The sequence below is a fragment of the Clostridiales bacterium genome (genome assembly GCA_018333995.1).
Lineage (GTDB): Bacteria > Actinomycetota > Coriobacteriia > Anaerosomatales > SLCP01 > JAGXSG01.
In genome coordinates this window covers 1-17,694 of the sequence record JAGXSG010000001.1, presented here as the reverse complement: position 1 = coordinate 17,694, position 17,694 = coordinate 1, and the positions used below count along the sequence as shown (strand labels likewise).

Sequence of the window (17,694 nt, the reverse complement as noted above, 5' to 3'; positions counted from 1 at the left end):
AGGTGCGTGTCGTGCTCGTCCCGATGGCGAAGGTCGAGATCATTGGCCCCAAGTCCGAATTCTTCGACGTCCTCAGCCTCCTGCACGAACAGGGCAAGCTGCACATAGAGGACCTTTCCAAGAAGATCAAGGCCGGCCAAGTTCCGCTCAACCAGATGGAGGTGCACGAACAACAGGAGATCGACCGTGAGCAGATGGAAGACCTGCTCCTCAGGGTCAGGTCGATCGTCAAAGCTCTTGAGCATGACAGGGTGGTTATCGATCCGGCACGCCGCCGAGCCGAGTACGATAGGATGTTCGCTCTCACGGCGAGCGGGCTTGCGAGCGAGGTCTCCTCGGTAGTGAGCGAAGTCGAAAGCAACGCCGCGCAGCTGGCGTCGACCCGCACAAACTTCGAATCTGAGCTCGGGCTGCTCAACAGGTACGAGCCGATCCTGCAAAAGATTCAGCCTCTGGCGAAGCAGATCGTCACGACCGGCGCGTACGAATCGGTCGCGCTCCTCGTCGAGCGACGGTACAAGTCCGCTCTGGAACTCCTCAAAGGTGAGCTCGACAAGATCACGCGCAAACAGTGCGAGATTGTCTCCACCGATGTCGACGAGGACACGACGGCGGCTATCGTCGTCTTCAACAAGACGTTTTCCGATCCCGTACACAAGTTCCTCGCGATGGAGAACGTAAATCAGATACGTCTTCCATCCGCGTTCGAGAACATGCCGTTCGATGTCGCGTACGACACGCTCAAGGAGCGCCGTGCGCATCTTCCGGCGCAGATTGAGAAGGTCTCGCTCGAGCTCGAGGAGATGTCCAAACGGTGGCTCCTGCGTCTCACCGTCATCCGCGACGTGATGATCGACAAGATCTGCGAGATTGAGGCGATTCCCAAGTTTGGCCGTACTGAGTACGCCTTCGTCATCGACGGCTGGATCCCGGTGGCCGATCTCGGGGAGCTAGAGCGTGCCATCGCATCCCGGTGGGGCGATAGGATCATCGTCAACCGGACCGAGATAACCGAGGAGGAGTACGCCGAGACGCCCGTAGCGGTCAAGAACCCCAAGGCGATCGCACCGTTCCAGCAGCTCATAAAGGTGCGCGGTGTACCCCGCTACGGAACCGTCGACCCGACGTGGATGCTGTTCATCTTCTTTCCGGTCTTCTACGGGATGATCGTCGGGGACTTCGGGTACGGGCTGATCATGCTCGGTGTGATTCTGTGGTTGCGAAGAAAGTTCAGGGGCAACGAGCTCGTTCAGGTTGCGACATCCATCCTTGGTCCAGCGGCGACGATGGTGGTCGCGTTTGGTCTCGCATACGGAGAGGGGTTCGGTGACGTGCCGTATCGGCTCGGCTGGATCCAGGTCGATTACGCGACCCATTCAAGCACATGGTTCGGGGTGATCCCGACGTTTCACAGGGTCGACCTGATCATGCCGTTTATGATCATCGCACTTGTCGTCGGGGTGCTCCATGTGGTGTTCGGGCTCGTGATAGGGGTCGTTAACGCGATAAGGACGCGTCACAAGAAGCACCTCTACGAGCGCGCGGGTGTTCTGACGGTTCTCATCTCAGTCCTCGTACTGATCGGACTCGCACAACAGGGCGCCCAAATCACCTTAGGTGAGACGGGTCAGCTCATGGCGCAGACCGCAGTCGCACTGTTGGCGGCAGCGGGGTTCATCTACGCGATCAGGGGCGGTGGCATCATGGGCGCCATCGAGACGATCGAGTCGTTCGTGCACGTCGCGAGTTACATACGAATCATGGCGGTCGGTCTGGCGGGCGCGATCTTTGCCGATGCCATCAACCAGATCGTCTCGATCATAGGCAACCCCCTCCTCGGTGCTTTCGTGGGAATCGTGTTGCACGCGCTGCACATAGTCATAGCGTCGTTCAGCCCGATGATCCACGCGCTGCGTCTCAACTTGCTCGAGTTCTTCGGCAAGTTCTACGAGACCGGCAAGCAGCCGTACAGCCCGTTTACGAAGACCGGAGGTGAGGAGATAGCATGATCGACAAGAGACGTGTTAGGTGGGTGTTTGGCGCAACGTTCCTGGTGACGGTGCTTGCGCCTGCGACAGCGTTGGCGGTGGAGGGACCGGTTGGTGAGTACCAGTCGTACGTTGCCAAGGCGATCGGCGCGGGCCTTGCGATGGGTCTTTCCGCTCTCGCGGCAGGATACGCTCAGGCAAAGATCGGATCGGCTGGAGCTGGAACCCTCGCCGAGCGGCCCGAGGTCGCGGTGTGGGTCGTCGTGTTGCAGGCGCTCCCTGAGATCATCGTCCTTCTCGGCTTCGTAGCGGCGGTGCTGATTGTCAACATGCCAGTCACTCCCGCGTGATTCTTTGGCGATGTGCGTGAAGGGGGACGACCTGGATGGCGCTTGAAGATATCTTCCGCGCACTCGAAGAGCAGGCGTCACAAGAGTGCGAGGACATCCTCGAGGCTGCTCGCTTGCAGGCGGAAGCGATCGCCGCAGACGCCGAGGACCGGGCGTCTCGCGCTTGTGCCGCGTGCGTCGACGAGGCTGATAGCGTACTCAAACGGCGGTTGGCGCGCGAGACCAACGCCGCGCGTCTCGAGGCGAAGAAGCGGGTTGCCGCAGTCAAGCAACGCGCGATCGACGAGGCCTTCGAGCGCGCCGGTGTCGCGCTCGCCGAGGCGCGGCGCTCGGAAGGGTATCCCGACGTGTTTAGAGCGCTTATCGCTGAAGCGCTTGAGGGTGTCGAGGGCGTGCCCACGGTGCTGATTGATCCCGCGGACGAGGAGCTTGCGCGCGCGGTGCTCGAAACCTTAGGAATCTCGACGGTCGTTGAGGCCACCGCTACGACGAGTGGGGGTGTTGCTGTCGTTACGGGCAACGGCCGGATTGTGCGACGTAACACGTTCGAAGATCGTCTCGAGAAGGCTCGCCCCGACATCGAGTCACAAGTCGCGGAGATCCTCTTCTCATGAGTTCGGTGAGGCTCGAGACGCGAACCCGGCACCGTCCCGGCGGAGGGGACTACGGATACTCAAACGCGCGCATCCGCGGGATGCGATCGCGGCTGTTGCGCCGCGACTTCCTGGACACGTTGATCGCTGGTACCGATTTGAGGCGTCTTGTGCAAGATCTTGCGGAAACCGAGTATGGCCCCGATCTCGAAGAGGCGCTGATCCAGGGGCTCAACGCGACAACTGTCGATGCGGCCCTCAAGAACAACATGGTGCGAACGTTCCAGAAGGTTCTCGGTTTCTTAAACGAAGAAGCCGAGCATCTTGTCACGACCCTTCTCGGCAGGTGGGACGTGTTCAACGTCAAGACGCTCCTGCGGGCCAAACAGATGGGGCTCAGACACGAAGAGCTGGTCGACGGGTTGCTCCCGGTGGGTACTCTTGGGCCGGTCGATCTCCAAGCGCTCGCGTCCGTGCCTGACGTCCGTGCGGTCGTCGACACGATTGTCACGTGGGGACTGCCGATAGCCTCCGCGCTCAGGGAGGGGCACGCGGTCTATCTCAAGAGCGGAGAGCTTGCCGAGCTCGAGCTTGCCCTCGATCGCTACTACTCTGCCTGGGCGAGTGCCCGGTTGCGCGGCAGGAACGCCAACGCCACGATGGCGCGTTCGATCCTCCAGATGCAAATCGACATCTCCAATCTCGTCATGGTGTTCCGGCTTCAGAAGGAGGACACGGAGAGCGTCGACGCGACCCGCTTCTTCCTGGAGGGTGGGCGAACGATCACCCCTGATCTCTACGTCACGCTTGCGCGGATGTCCGATGTGGACGAGGTGCTCGACAAGATGCGGGGCACCCGTCTTGGCACGACTCTCGACGATGTCGCGATGTCCTTTCTCGAGACGAACTCGATCTCGGTCTTCGAGCGGGCGCTTGAGGATCTCTTGACCCGCCGGACCCTCGCGCTCGCGAAGGGCGATCCGCTTGGGGTAGGTGTCGCCATCGCGTATCTGTGGGCCAAGCAAAACGAGGTCACCAATGTTCGCATCATAGTGAAGGGCAAAGCGGTCGGCATGCCCGTTGATCGGGTGAGGAAGGAGCTCATTCTTGTATAAGCTCGTCGTGTTAACCGATCCGGACACGGCTGACGGCTTTCGGCTGGCAGGCGTGGACGTCGCGGTAGCCGACTCGGATGAGGCCGCCCGCAAGAGGCTCAACGCGCTACTCGATGATGAGACGAGCGGCATCATCGCGGTCAACGAGAAGATGATGGCCGCCATCGACGAGCGCACGCAGCGCAAGATAGATGGCATCTACCGGCCAATCGTCATCTCACTTCCCATCAAGGAAAAGCTTGAGATCGGCGAGGACCACAGGGCGTACCTCGCCCGCCTGATCCGCAGGGCGATCGGGTTCGACATCACACTGAGGCGAGGCTGATGATTGCAGGAACGATATCCAAGATCACCGGGCCTGTTGTCGTCGCGTCCGGAATGCTGGGCGCAAAGATGTATGACATCGTCCGTGTGGGTGAAGAAGGTCTCATGGGCGAGGTCATCCGGCTCGAAGGAGACCAGGCGACCGTTCAGGTGTACGAGGACACCTCAGGTCTTACCGTCGGCGACCCCGTGGAGTCGAGCGAGGGGCCGCTCATGGTGGAGCTAGGACCAGGGTTGCTGTCTTCGATCTACGACGGCGTACAGCGTCCCTTGCCGGTGATAGCCGCAGAAAGTGGAGACTTCATCGAGCGCGGAACGGTAGCCTCCGCCCTCGATCGCGAGCGGATATGGGAGTTCACGCCGACGGTCGCGGTTGGCCAGCACGTTGTTCCTGGCGACGTGATAGGTACGACCCCTGAGGGTCAGACGATCGTCCACAAGGTCATGGTCCCCCCCGGGACAGCCGCGGGAACGGTGGCATGGGTGACCGATGACGGCGGGTACACGGTCGACGCTGTGCTCGCGAAACTCGAAGACGGCACCGAAATCACGATGTCGCAGTGGTGGCCGGTCCGCCAAGGGAGACCATACGCGCGCAAGCTTGACCCGGCACGTCCCTTCATGACCGGGATGCGGATCCTCGACACGCTCTTCCCGATAGCGCTCGGCGGAAACGCGATCATCCCTGGTGGCTTTGGCACGGGCAAGACGGTCACTCAGCAATCGCTCGCCAAGTGGGCGGATGTCGACATCATCGTCTACGTGGGATGCGGCGAGCGGGGAAACGAGATGACAGAGGTCCTTGTCGAGTTCCCTGAACTGGAGGACCCGCGAAGCGGAGCGCCGCTGATGGACCGTACCGTGCTCGTGGCAAACACCTCCAACATGCCGGTCGCCGCGAGAGAGGCGTCGATCTACGTAGGGGCGACGCTCGCCGAGTACTACCGGGACATGGGTTACGACGTGGCGATGATGGCCGATTCGACCTCGCGGTGGGGAGAGGCGCTCCGTGAGGTTTCGGGTCGGCTCGAAGAGATGCCCGGCGAGGAAGGGTACCCCGCGTACCTGGCAACTCGGCTCGCAGCGTTCTACGAGCGCTCGGGTCGCGTGCGCGCGCTCGGCAGTGATGAACGGACCGGTTCGGTCACGATGGTCGGCGCTGTCTCGCCGGCTGGTGGTGACATGTCCGAACCGATGACGCAGAATTCCCTGCGCGTCTCCGGCGCGTTTTGGGCGCTCGACACGTCGCTTGCGCATCGCCGGCATTTTCCCGCCATCTCATGGACCAAGTCCTACACGCTCTACCTCGGCCAAGTGCGCACGTGGTACGAGGAGAACGTTGCGAGCGACTGGCACGCGATGCGAGAACGGGCGATGGGCATTTTGCAGAAGGAGACCGAGCTGCAAGAGATCGTCCAGCTCGTCGGCCCGGACGCGCTTCCCGAATCCGAGAAGATCATTTTGGAGATCGCGCGCATGTTGCGCGAGGACTTCCTCCAGCAGTTCGCGTTTGACGACATCGACGCGTACTGTCCGCCCGAGAAGCAGTATCTGATGCTTAAGGCGGTTCTCGCTTTTCACGATGCGGCGGTGGGGGCGCTCAACAGGGGAGTGTCGCTCAGGCAGGTGCTTGAGTTGCCGCACAAAGAGCGTATCGCGATGATGAAGACGACACCCCATGACGAGGCCATCGAAAACCTGCCCGCACTGGCGAAGAGCATCGCCGAGGACATCGCCGGAATCGAGGTGTACTGACGTGACGCCAGCGACGGCGAAAGCACGCGGGAACCAAGGTTCACTTGTCTCAACGGACTACCGGACTATCAGCTACGTCACGGGGCCACTCGTCTTCGTGGAAAACGTGCGCGGGGTCGCGTACAACGAGATGGTCTCGATCAGGATGCCGGACGGCGGGCGTCGCAGCGGGCAGGTTCTCGAGGTGAGTGGCGAGACGGCGGTCATCCAAGTCTTCGAGGGCACCCAAGGAATCGACGTTGACGCGACCGAAGTGCGGTTCTTAGAAGAGGTCGCTCGCGTCAGCGTGTCGCCGGATCTGCTCGGCAGGATCTTCAACGGGACAGGCAAGCCGATCGACGGCGGAGCGCCGATCATCCCGGAGGCCCGCCTCGACATCACGGGAGCGCCGATCAACCCGTACACCCGCGAGAAGCCGGCGGACTTTATCGAGACGGGCATCAGTGCCATTGACGGACTCAACACGCTCGTGCGCGGACAGAAGCTGCCGATCTTCTCGGGCTCGGGCCTTCCCGCCAACGAGCTCGCCGCGCAGATCATCCGTCAAGCTCGCGTCAAGAGCGGCGAGGAGTTCGCGATCGTGTTCGGGGCGATGGGGATCACCCATCGGGAGGCCGCGTACTTCATGTCTCAGTTCGAGGGTACCGGCGCACTTGAGCGTGTCGTGTTCTTTCTCAACCTCGCCGATGACCCCACTGTCGAGAGGCTTCTCACCCCGCGCTGCGCGCTGACCGTGGCCGAGTACCTCGCGTTCGAGAAGGACCTGCAGGTGCTCGTGGTTCTCTCGGACATGACGAACTACTGTGAGGCGCTACGTGAAGTGTCCACCGCGCGTGAAGAGGTTCCGGGCCGGCGCGGGTATCCCGGCTACATGTACACCGACCTGTCGACGATCTACGAGCGCGCGGGGCGCATCAAGGGACGGAAGGGATCGGTGACGCAGCTTCCGATCCTGTCGATGCCCGATGATGACATCACTCACCCGATCCCTGACCTCACCGGCTACATCACCGAGGGGCAGATCGTGCTCTCCCGTCAGTTGCATCGCCGTGCGGTGTTCCCGCCCATCGACGTGCTTCCATGTCTATCGCGCCTGATGAACCTCGGCATTGGAGAGGGCAAGACGCGCGACGACCACCGGGCTGTGGCGAACCAGCTGTACTCGGCGTACGCGCAAGGCCGCGACCTGCGCAAACTTGTCGCGATAGTGGGTGAAGAGGCGCTCTCCGACAGCGACCGCGCATACCTGCGATTCGCTGACGAGTTCGAGAAGCGTATCGTAGGCCAGGGCGATGAAGGCCGCACCATCGAGCAGACGCTCGATATAGGGTGGGAGCTCATGGCGGGGCTGCCGATGAGTGAGCTCAAGCGCGTCCGCGATTTCATCGAGAAGTATCACCCCAGCGTCTCCGCGGAGGCGGGGCTCAACGTCCGGTTCTAAGGAGCGAACATGGAAGAGGTGCGGCCTACGCGGGCCGAGTTACTGGAGAGGAAACAGCAGATCACCCTTGCCGAGCAAGGCATGGACCTGCTCAAGCAGAAGCGCGACGCCCTGCTCATCGAGTTCATGGGAGTGATGGACGAGACGCTTCGGCTCTCCGAGTCACTCCAAAAGACCGTCTCGGAGGCGCAGTACTCGCTCGCGGTCGCCAAGGCGGTCGACGGAACGGTCGCTCTCAGGAGCGCGGGCATGGCGACGACGAGTGAGATCGTCGTTGACATGACCGGGACCAAGATCATGGGCGTCTCGGTACCTGTGGTAACGAAAGGCGAGAGTCCGATCCGGTCGTCGTTTACGCGGGGTTACGCGGTGACGGGAGTGTCGTCCCGCGTGGACGAGAGCGCCGATAAGTTCGAGCGCATACTCGATGTCATCATCGAGTATGCCGACATCGAGACGCGGCTCAAAAGGCTAGGCGAGGAGATCCAAAAGACGAACCGGCGTGTGAACGCGCTCGAGCAGGTGACAGTGCCGCAACTTCGTCAGCAGGTCGCGTATATCCGCCAGACGCTCGACGAGCGCGCGCGTGAGGATCTCTTCCGGCTCAAGAAGGTCAAGAAGAAGATTGAGCGCAGAAAGGCCGTGCGGTAGCGCGTCAGCTCCTGTTTCGCACGATCTGGGCGACGTCTTGCAGGACGTCGACCGCGCTACGTGAGTGGGTCCGCAGTTCTCGGCCGAAGACGAGGATCCGCCGCATATCGTGCATCCGCAAGCTGCCGAAGTGCAGGTCGTCCCAGTCGGCACGCGCGGCATACGCCCACAGCTCACCGAGTACCCACTCGATTTGGGCGATCTCCTCGCCGGTGAGTGACGTCCACTCAGCGCCGAGTCCGTGGCGGACACGGTCGATGGCACGCTCGGTCGCCTGCGCTTTGCGAAGCTGGAATGCTCGCATGCCGAGATCTTCGTCTGAGATATCCGGGCGCCTGGGCGTCATCGGCACCACCTCCCTCGCTCTAGTCTTCGCGGCCAGAGGTTTGGTTCCTGCGGCTGACAGGGTGCGGAGATGTCTTCGATGGAGGAGCCCGTGCTCACTTCAGTCCTGCCGCTGTTCTGATCTGGCTGACCAACCCTCGGCTGATTGGGATCTGAGTCCCATCGGCATCAGATAGGGTTACCCGGTAGAGAGAGGAGGAAGCCCACCTCCCGGATGCGATTCTTCCAAGGTTGACCAAGTACGATCGATGGACTCTCATGAAGCCATGCGGAGCGGCCGCGGTCGCCTCTCCTAGCGTCAAGCGACTCAGGCACTTCTTGTCGTAGGTGTGCACGTACGTGTAGTTTTTTGCTCCTTCGACGAAGTAGACATCTCTTGAGGGAATCAGCAACGACTCGCCTGAGCCTAGGAAGCCGGGGAACAGGTATTCTGCGGGAGAGGGGTTTTGGTGGTCCACCGAGCGTCGCAACAGGGCGGCGATGCGGCACTTGAGTTCAGAAATCTCGAAGGGTTTGACCAGATAATCGTCGGCTCCCAGAGTGAAACCCGAGATTTTGGCCTCAGGTGAGCCTTTGGCGGTCAGCATCAGTATCGGAATGTTTGCTGTGTCAGCATCGCCCCTGACGCTACGGAGGACTTGCCAGCCGTCAACCTCCGGCATCATTACATCAAGTATCAAAAGGTCAGGGTGGGTGCTCTTAACAACACTCATGGCCATCGCGGGCTTGTTGAGTGTCTCGACCAAATAACCTTCTCTGGAAAGCACCATACGGAGCCCTTTGAGAAGGTCAACGCTGTCATCGATAATCAGCACTTTTCCGCCGCCGGCAACCGGATGTTCTTCAGCCATTTCTCACACCTCCGCTTCCTTAATGATCTTTACAGTCGACGGTCCATGGCCTTGGGGGTTGATTTCATCGGTGCTGAGAAGAGGAATACTCAGGGTGAACACCGTTCCCACGCCACCGTTTCCCGCTTCGAAGCCGAGTGTCCCCGAGTGGGCCTGGGCGATCCTCGCGCTGATCGCGAGCCCGAGACCTAAACCGGCTGTGTCGCGATTGTCGCTATGATCCAGACGGCCGAACATCTGGAACACTCTTGACCGGCTTGCGTGGGGAATTCCTGGCCCCTGGTCTTCCACCTGGATGACAGCATCATCATTGTCGCGGAAAGCCCGGACTGTCACTGTGCTTCCGGTCGGCGAATACTTGGTTGCGTTAGACAGGAGATTATCCAGAATCTGTCGGATTCGCACTCTGTCAGCGTGTACAAGTAATGGCCGATCGGGTCGATCGGGTGCACCAAGATCTACGCGCAAGTCATGAGTGTCACTCAATCGCGCAGCATCCTTCGCCGCTTCGCGGACGACCTCGGCCAGATCGACCGGTTTCATCGTGATCCGCATCACTCCGCGATCGAGCAGCGCCGTGTCCAGCAAGTCATTGACGATGGAGTTCAGTCGAGACGCGGCGGCGGCGATGCCATCGATCACCTCTGCGGAGTCCTCATCGGCTTCGCGCTCCCTGCTGGAAACCAATACATCGCTGTACAAGGTCACCACGGACAATGGTGTGCCCAGTTCGTGAGCGATGACCGCCACGAAGTCAGATTTGAGCTGGGCTTCCTCCTCGGTCTTCTTTCGCAACCGAGCCTCACCGATCTGTGCTTTCCGGGCGTCCCTGAGAGCATCCCGCAGTTCCGCTTCACCTTTCTGCAGCTGCTGCGCAAGGTTCTCGATCGAGTCCCCAAGCAATCCGATCTCGTCGTTCCTCTTGAGTCCCAAGAATATGTCACGCTTGCCGTCGGCCAGTCGCCGCGCCGCCGTCTGAATGGCCTGGATTGGCTCGATCACCGTCCGCACTGTAAGCCAGGAGAACCAAAGAGCGGACACCAACACGACTGACAGGGTGACCAGTAGCGCGACCACCATCGCAGCACCGAGCGTCTCGATGAGAGAGCGTTCCCCGAACGCGAGCCGTACACTACCGTAGTGCACGTCACCAATAGCGATGTGATGCCTAATTGAGTGCGGGCCGAAGAGCCGGTCAATGATGGGCGTGGAAGCTGGCGAGGTGTCCACTGTATGCAGGTCGCCTATGGTCGCCAGAACACGGCCAGAGGTGTCAGAGAATTCGATGCCCACTATGTCTCCGCGTCCAGCGAGGGACTGCAGGATCCCTAGTTGCCCTTGTACGGCGGGAATGTCTCGGTCGATCACCATCGGCATCAAGCTCGCCGCCATGGCGCCAGCGACATCTTCCATGTAGACATACCGGGCACGATAGTCCGAAACGACGACGTACGCGCCGGCACCGAGACCGAGCATGACGCCGAACAAAGCTTGCCCTAGGATGGTCATGCGCACGAATCGAAGGGCAAGAGATCTGCTCTTTCTTTCACGCGCGACGGATGTACTGCTCATTGCTTGGCGCTCTCCATAGGCGCAGTTCTGTCTCGGGCGAAACGTAGGAGCATATAGGGGAAATCGTAATCCTCTTGCCTCGGTCGCGTGAATCCCCCGAGAATCGCGTCATCGCCGTCCGGTGTGTAGCTTACCAGCGCATCGATGATCCATTCGGCTTCGGCGTCACTGAGCTCCGGGGAGACGACAAAGGGAGGCATGGCGAAGCGCTCAGAATAGTGGAGTACTCGAAAGGAACCCTGTGGCCAGGAGGCGAGCTGACTAAGACTCACCGTGGTCGCATCGGCTGAACCGTTCAGAACCAGTTGAAGATTTGCATCCTGGCTGGATGTCTCGTCGACTTCGCGAAAGAACTCCTCTGCGTCACCGAGCCCCTCTTGCTGCAGCAGCCATCGTGCATAGGCGTTTCCAGGTATCGAACCGCCCACGCCGGGAGGGGAGAGCGCCAGACGGGCGCCCCTCAATTCCTGCAGGCTCAGGTATGGGCTGTTGGCATGTACGACGAACACGGCCCGCTCAGACGTCCGCCCCCGGATGATCGGCGTCGCAAGGTGGGAGACGTCCCCTTTCTTCTCTCGGACCAACAGAAACGCGTATGTCGACATGAAGGCCGCATCCACATCGCTGTCCTCAGCAAAGATGTCCTCAGCGCTCTCGCCCGGGGCCAGGAATCTTACTTGGATCGGAACCCCGGTAGACTGGCTGACATGTTCGAGCGCCTCTGTAAACGAAGGCCATGCGGCCCAACCGCCGACAAGCCGTGTGACGGCGATGGTGAGGGATCGGCCTGACGGTGGTGAGTCTTCGGTCACGGAGGAGTCCACACTGTTCCCCGCGCTCGAAATGAACGCAAGTAACACCAGCGTCATCGCTGTTGTAGTTGCCAAAGAAAGCCGCAGCAGCCGCCTCGCGTCCATGCCCCTGTTCCTTTCAGTTCAGGTCCGGGTCATCTACGTGTGAGAAGACGTTGTGATTGTTGCGAGCGTACGATGCGCCCACCGATCAGTCGTAGTCCTAGCATATCAGCCGCAGGCCTTCCGGCGGTGGGAGCCGCCTCGCATGCGGGTCGCAACGGTCACCGCCGCCCAGGCCGCGCGAGCAGGCCACTCAATCGTCGGTTCGCGTTCCGGACACGCATTCTGTCACCGCCTGTCCGCAGTTCATCATCTGTAGCGGTCCACGGGGCGGCGATGGCCTGCCCTCGTGACACCATGAAGACGCTGCAGGCGTTCCGGTGTTTATTTCGATGTCGAGAACACCGGAAAGACCCCCGAAGGGAGGTGTGTGGGCACCGTCTGCGCATCACGCGGGAACTGACCAGCGAGCGAACGGGAGGTGAACTATGAGAGCGACCATTATCGCGGTTGTGCTGATGCTTGCCGCTTCGTCGTCCGTCGCCGTCGTATTCGCGGCCGATGGCTCGACGATCCCGCACGGTGGCTACAGCATGGCGACGGACTCATGTCTGCAATGTCACGATATGCATGAGGCTTCCGGGGATTACGTGCTTATGAGGGAGACGACCGTCACCGACGTGTGCGCGACGTGTCACACCCTCTATCAGTCGGCGCCCACGGGTGCCTATGACCCCGGGTTCTCCGGCACTTCCGCTGCTGCGGTACCGAACCTAGCAGCATACAACGTGCCCATTTCTGATCGGCTCACGCACGAAGGCCACCGGCTTGGATTGGGGAACAACCACATTCCCGGCGGCAGCGGGGCGTTGACGGCGATCCAGTACCTGAGCTATCCGGCGACCGTTTCCGCGACCGCTTTCACGGCTACAAGGGGCTTGTACTGTGCCAGCTGTCACACTCCTCATGGAGCCTTTGGGAACGTGATGCCGGCTACTTTCAGTCCGGCGTTGTTGTCGTCTCGACCCAATCATTCCGCTCAAGACTTGAGTGCGACCCTCACGGGATCGTGGCTTACCCAGGGCGGAGATTGGTGCGCGGCGTGTCACGACAGGAGGGCATCGGGGGACGTCCATCGGAACCACCCGGACTACGCGTGTCTGACGTGTCATGGGAATAGTGTCGCCACAACAACTACAGCAGACTTTCCGCACACGTCATACACGGATGCGATGTTGACGATGGAGCCCGACGGATTGTGCCTCCAATGTCACGTCGCCGGCCTCCTGCCCTAGTGAACCGGAAAGGAGGATTCGACTCATGTCTACACTGAGTAGCCGACTACTGGTCATGGCTATTGCGGGTACGGTCTTTGTCGCGGGCTTCGGGGCGTCTGCTGTCATCGCCAGTTTCGCCGGGGTTAACTCACATGCGGCGCATCTAGACTCCGCCACTGTGACTAATGCGCAGTGCATTGGGTGTCACGGACAGATGGCTCTCGAGCGATCACTCGATCCACAGACATTCACTGCCCACAAGCGTCACCTGTACTCGGCATTCTTAACCTACCAGACATCTGCCAACGGGTGCGCGTCGTGTCACCAGTCGACGAATACGTGGGATGCCGATGGGGCGACCATGGGTAAGCAGGTGGATCCCGAGTCGTGCCTGGGGTGTCACGGCGGATTCACCGTGAACGCGCACGGCGGAATCGACTTTGCGCTCACTGATCCGCGAGGGTGCACGATTTCGGGATGCCACGTCGATCCGCAAGCCATACATGCCACTGTGGACAACGTGAACAGGTTTTTTACTCGCAGCAGCACCTACTGCACCAAGTGTCATGGAGGCCTGGACTTCTATGCGGCTGAGGAAACGAACCGTTTCTGACTTCCAAAGACTGGAGTCATGAAAGATGCCGAGCATGAACGATACGATCCTATCGATCAAGGAAGAGGCGACGGGCCGAGAGGTCGCTTACGCACTGTTGGGACGTTTGTTTGAACGCGAACTCGGAGTGGAGGATGCGCTTTCGATCGGCGGCGGCGAAGGTGGACACGCATTGCGTGCATTCGCCCAGGCGGGAATCGCACCGGAGTCTGCCAACAGAGTCGCGGCCACCCTGGTTGCGTGCGATGAAGGACTTGTCGAGCGTGTTGCGATCGAGTACGCACGACTCTTCTGCGGCCACGACAGGATCTACGCGAACGCTTCGTGTTGGCTGAGTGACAGGCCCCGCCTGATGGGTGACGCGTGGCGCGATGTTCTCGACTGCTACCACGATGAAGGACTGGTTCCGCGCGAGGAAGACATATGGCTGGCTGATCATGTGGGCGCCGAGCTCTATTTTGCATCGGTCCTATCCGGCCGCGTGGCGCGAAGCGGTTCAGCGAACACAGCGAACAGCTTCCCCGATGTGCTTGTGAACTACCTTGGGACACACGTGATGACGTGGATTCCCAGGTTCTTCGACAGGGTCGCGGCCGACCCGCGAGCCGAGTTCTACGCCGATGCGGCACGTGTCGGATCAGAGTTCTTGAGAGTGGATGCGCAGATGCTTGGCATAGACGTCTGTCTAGCCGGATTAGAAGGCCGAATAGAAGAAGTGAGGAGGTAGATTGATGTCCACCACAACACCCTTGACACGTCCCATGTCACGGCGCTCGTTCACTAAACTGATGGGCGCGTTGGGCGTCGGCGCGAGCATTGGCGCGGGCGCGACCAAGTATTTCGTTGAGGCCCAGGAAGCTAGAGCGAGTTCGGTGTTCAGGGATTCGGTAGGGATTTGCCGGATGTGCGGCTCGCAATGCGGTCTCATCGGCAGAGTGAGCAGCGGGCGGTACGAAGTGTTTGGAAACCCAGCGCATCCGTGCTCGAATCAGTTTGGTGACGGCACGGGAACGCTATGCGTGAAGGGGTACGGCAGTCCCCAGAAGGCGCTGAGTCCAGATAGAGTTCTGTTCCCGATGAAGCGCACCAACCCTAGAAAGGGTCCCAACGAGGACCCGGGCTTCGTGCGCATAAGCTTCGCCGAGGCATATGAGTTGTGCGCGAAGAGCCTGCTGGAGACGATAGAGCAGCATGGCCCGAAAGCGGCGATGGTTCTCTCGCGCCGGAATGACTGGGTCAATCGACTCAGGGACGCACTGGGGACGCCGAACCACATGTCGCACCAGTCGACGTGTTTTACCACGTACACATGGGCATGGCCGGCAATGGTGCCCCAAATCGCCCGAGGCGGACGTACGTGGACGCATGATTACGCGCACTCCACGTATCTGCTCTCGTTCGGTCATGACCAGGTAGGGCGTGCCCAGAACCCAACGGTCGCTGGCGTGATCAAGGCGCTTGATAATGGGGCCAAGTCGGTGGTCTTTGATCCGCGGTTGAGCAACATGGCTGCGAAGGCGCTCGCTTACGGTGGTCGCTACTACGCGATCAAGCCGGGAACTGACCTCGCGGTCATGTGGGCCATGATCAAGTGGATAGTGGCTAACCAGAAGTGGAACGCGAACTTCATCGACATCTATGTCAACGCTACCGACTGGACCGATTTCCGTGCCTTCGTGGATACGAATGGGTTTGCCGCAGGTGAACTTACGTCGACAGCAAGTGTCGCGGATGTCGCCGCATGGGCAGAAGCGAAATCCGGTGTGCCTGCCGCTGACATCCTTCAAGTCGCCTTGGAGTTCACCAACGATGGTGTCTACACGGATCATCGCCCTCATGTGATGAGCCACAAGCGTGACGGCGCCGCAGGGCCAAACTATGAGAACTCGTGGCGCCAGGCGTACGCTACTGTGGTGCTCGACGTTTTGGTTGGCTCGATTGATCGGCGGGGAGGCAATCTGTTAGATCGGCAGCTTCCGTCGTGGACAGGGGTCAACACCGCGTTTCCGCTGCCGGCGGGCGGCTTTCCCGCTCACGAAGTTGACCCTGCGACCGGGCAGGCGTTTCCGCGCGGCGATTTCCGTCAGTGGTGGCCCGGTACTTCGCCCGACCACGGCTCCTTTGAAACCGGCTTTGACCAGATGGACAAGGATCATCCGTATCCCGTCCGTTGGGTATTCAATCACCACTACAACACGCCGTTTATCTCTTGCGACACGAACATGACGGTGCGGGCGCTCGAGAAGTGCTTCATCGTCAACCACTGTTACTACGCCGATGCCGGGGTGTGGATGTCTGACGTTCTGCTCCCTGAGCCCTCGTACAACGAGAGGGATTTTCTGGTCCGAAGCGGTGGGACCCAGGCGATGAGCAACTATGGGTACGTGGCATTCCAGGAGCGCTCGATCACGACCACGATCGGGCAGTCGGTCTCTTTGGCTGGTGCGATCAGGGAAATCGGAGTCGCCGCGGATGCGGTGGTGGTCGGCAGGAATACGTATCAGCAGGCGTGTCAAGCCTACGCTGATGCACGGGCGGCCGCCAATCCCGCATGGGCGACGGCAAACCCGAACTTCATGACCAATCGAAACAGCCTGAGGATGTTCTTCACGACCAACGGGTTGCTGACAGGACCGGCTTGGAGCGGCGGGGCGCTCAACAATCGGAGACTGGCGGACCTGGCTGTTCACGCACCCTCCATCGCGCTGGGGTGGGATTCAGGCGTAACCAGCATGACAACGTTTGCCTCCCGTGCGGGAATCGCCGGTGACAGGACGGGAATCAGGCCTACGCCTGCAACGGCACCCGTCTGGGTCGACTACTCGGCGCTTAGCACCGCAAGTCGGGTGCGGTTGGATGTACGCGCTCGAGCTCATGCCGGAATTACGAGCGCCTACGCTACAGTGCCGGACGCTAATGGTGCGGCAACGCTTATCGAGCGTTTCCCGGGGTGGGCGCCTCCTCGCGTGGGGACGGGAGCCATCACACTTCCGAATCCGGCACTGGGAGAGTTCTGGCTGCTGACGAATCGTGAACCCATGCTCATCCATACCGAGGGTAAAGCTGATGAGTTGATGGTCGAGCTGTCGGACAAGGGACGGATCGAGATCCACCCGACCTCGGCATCCGCTCTCGGTCTCGTCCAAGGCGATGAGGTCATAATTACCACACCGCAGATTCCGGGCGCGAGAGAGCGAGGCGTTATCAGGGTGACCGAGCACATCCGCCAGGACTGCATCCTCATACCGCATGGTTGGGGCACGTGGGCCCTGTCGCATTCGAGGGCGCTTGATTCGCTTGGAAATCAGACACAGAGAGCATTTGGACTCAATGCGTCTGCCGGTGTCGGGGCGAACGACAACACGCTCGTCACAGCGTTGCCATTGCCGATTCAGGTTGCACGGCGCGATCCCTCGGCATCAGCTCTGATGACCGACGTCAAGGTACGAATCGCAAGAGCGTAGTGTCGGGTTGCATGCGCTGCATGCGTGCAATGGATCACGAAGGAGGTGCATAACCGGTGGCGAAGGGATTTGTCGTAGATCTCAAGAGGTGTGTTGGCTGTAAGGCGTGTGTCGCGGTCTGCAAGATTCGTTACGCTTCGCCGAGCGGTGTCAGCCGCCGCAGCGTCTACACAAGGGATATCGCGAATTCCCGCGTGTTCGTTTCGATAGCATGCAACCATTGTGAGGAGCCATCATGTGTGGCCGCGTGTCCTAAGGGCGCGTTGTCCAAATCCGCTGCCAGCGGAGTGGTGACGCTGAACACATCCGCGTGCGTAGGCTGTCGTCGCTGCGAGTGGGCGTGTCCGTACGGTGCCATGGTGCTTCAACCGGACACCAAGAAAATGGATAAGTGTGACGCATGCGCTGGGTTTAGCGTTGCTGCGGGCGTGCCATCTGGCCCTCGTTGCGTTGAGGCGTGTCATGCGAAAGCGCTTGCCTGGGTTGACAAGGGCAGTGATT

General features: G+C 60.5%; 17 protein-coding genes. 13 read left to right on the top strand and 4 right to left on the bottom strand.

Going from position 1 to position 17,694, the window contains the following annotated elements; translation table 11 throughout:
- The first annotated feature begins 11 nt into the window (after positions 1-11).
- The 8 genes from KGZ40_00085 to KGZ40_00050 are packed head-to-tail and all read left to right on the top strand — an operon-like array spanning position 12 to position 8,217.
- Positions 12-2,009 carry a hypothetical protein gene (locus tag KGZ40_00085; protein MBS3955920.1) on the top strand — a complete coding sequence of 666 codons (1,998 nt, stop codon included), beginning with the start codon at positions 12-14 and terminating at the stop codon, positions 2,007-2,009.
- Positions 2,006-2,338: a hypothetical protein gene (locus KGZ40_00080; GenBank protein MBS3955919.1), complete on the top strand. Its 333-nt coding sequence runs from the start codon at positions 2,006-2,008 to the stop codon at positions 2,336-2,338. The genes KGZ40_00085 and KGZ40_00080 overlap by 4 nt, the downstream gene beginning before the upstream one ends.
- Before the next feature lie 35 nt (positions 2,339-2,373).
- Positions 2,374-2,952: a V-type ATP synthase subunit E gene (locus KGZ40_00075; protein ID MBS3955918.1), complete on the top strand. Its 579-nt coding sequence runs from the start codon at positions 2,374-2,376 to the stop codon at positions 2,950-2,952.
- Positions 2,949-4,046 carry a V-type ATPase subunit gene (locus KGZ40_00070; GenBank protein ID MBS3955917.1) on the top strand — a complete coding sequence of 366 codons (1,098 nt, stop codon included), beginning with the start codon at positions 2,949-2,951 and terminating at the stop codon, positions 4,044-4,046. Before KGZ40_00075 ends, KGZ40_00070 begins: the two co-directional genes overlap by 4 nt.
- Positions 4,039-4,371 carry a V-type ATP synthase subunit F gene (locus tag KGZ40_00065; protein MBS3955916.1) on the top strand — a complete coding sequence of 111 codons (333 nt, stop codon included), beginning with the start codon at positions 4,039-4,041 and terminating at the stop codon, positions 4,369-4,371. Before KGZ40_00070 ends, KGZ40_00065 begins: the two co-directional genes overlap by 8 nt.
- Positions 4,371-6,125 carry a V-type ATP synthase subunit A gene (locus KGZ40_00060; protein ID MBS3955915.1) on the top strand — a complete coding sequence of 585 codons (1,755 nt, stop codon included), beginning with the start codon at positions 4,371-4,373 and terminating at the stop codon, positions 6,123-6,125. Before KGZ40_00065 ends, KGZ40_00060 begins: the two co-directional genes overlap by 1 nt.
- Positions 6,049-7,566, top strand: coding sequence for a V-type ATP synthase subunit B (locus tag KGZ40_00055; protein ID MBS3955914.1), 1,518 nt, complete (start codon positions 6,049-6,051; stop codon positions 7,564-7,566). The genes KGZ40_00060 and KGZ40_00055 overlap by 77 nt, the downstream gene beginning before the upstream one ends.
- A 9-nt stretch (positions 7,567-7,575) precedes the next feature.
- The gene (locus KGZ40_00050) at positions 7,576-8,217 is read left to right on the top strand and encodes a V-type ATP synthase subunit D (GenBank protein MBS3955913.1); all 642 of its coding nucleotides are present in this window, start codon (positions 7,576-7,578) and stop codon (positions 8,215-8,217) included.
- Positions 8,218-8,221: 4 nt separating this feature from the next.
- On the opposite strand, the gene KGZ40_00045 is transcribed toward KGZ40_00050, so the two are convergent.
- The 4 genes from KGZ40_00045 to KGZ40_00030 form a co-directional block, all read right to left on the bottom strand.
- Positions 8,222-8,563, bottom strand: coding sequence for a hypothetical protein (locus KGZ40_00045; GenBank protein ID MBS3955912.1), 342 nt, complete (start codon positions 8,561-8,563; stop codon positions 8,222-8,224).
- A gap of 94 nt (positions 8,564-8,657) precedes the next feature.
- Positions 8,658-9,413, bottom strand: a complete 756-nt coding sequence (locus KGZ40_00040; GenBank protein MBS3955911.1) for a response regulator — start codon at positions 9,411-9,413, stop codon at positions 8,658-8,660.
- A 3-nt stretch (positions 9,414-9,416) separates the two neighbouring features.
- A complete protein-coding gene (locus KGZ40_00035) occupies positions 9,417-10,985 on the bottom strand; it encodes a HAMP domain-containing histidine kinase (protein ID MBS3955910.1) in 1,569 nt (522 codons plus the stop codon).
- Positions 10,982-11,902 (bottom strand): PhnD/SsuA/transferrin family substrate-binding protein, encoded by a 921-nt coding sequence (locus KGZ40_00030; protein MBS3955909.1) that lies wholly within the window; start codon positions 11,900-11,902, stop codon positions 10,982-10,984. The genes KGZ40_00035 and KGZ40_00030 overlap by 4 nt, the downstream gene beginning before the upstream one ends.
- A gap of 425 nt (positions 11,903-12,327) precedes the next feature.
- On the opposite strand from KGZ40_00030, the gene KGZ40_00025 reads away from it, so the two are divergent.
- The 5 genes from KGZ40_00025 to KGZ40_00005 form a co-directional block, all read left to right on the top strand.
- Positions 12,328-13,134, top strand: coding sequence for a hypothetical protein (locus tag KGZ40_00025; GenBank protein ID MBS3955908.1), 807 nt, complete (start codon positions 12,328-12,330; stop codon positions 13,132-13,134).
- Between the two features lie 25 nt (positions 13,135-13,159).
- Entirely contained in the window at positions 13,160-13,729 is a 570-nt protein-coding gene (locus tag KGZ40_00020) for a hypothetical protein (protein MBS3955907.1), read from the top strand.
- A gap of 34 nt (positions 13,730-13,763) precedes the next feature.
- Positions 13,764-14,456 carry a molecular chaperone TorD family protein gene (locus tag KGZ40_00015; protein MBS3955906.1) on the top strand — a complete coding sequence of 231 codons (693 nt, stop codon included), beginning with the start codon at positions 13,764-13,766 and terminating at the stop codon, positions 14,454-14,456.
- Between the two features lie 4 nt (positions 14,457-14,460).
- Entirely contained in the window at positions 14,461-17,193 is a 2,733-nt protein-coding gene (locus KGZ40_00010) for a molybdopterin-dependent oxidoreductase (GenBank protein ID MBS3955905.1), read from the top strand.
- Positions 17,194-17,249: 56 nt separating this feature from the next.
- Positions 17,250-17,694: 4Fe-4S dicluster domain-containing protein (locus tag KGZ40_00005; GenBank protein ID MBS3955904.1), on the top strand; the 445-nt coding region annotated here is incomplete at its 3' end.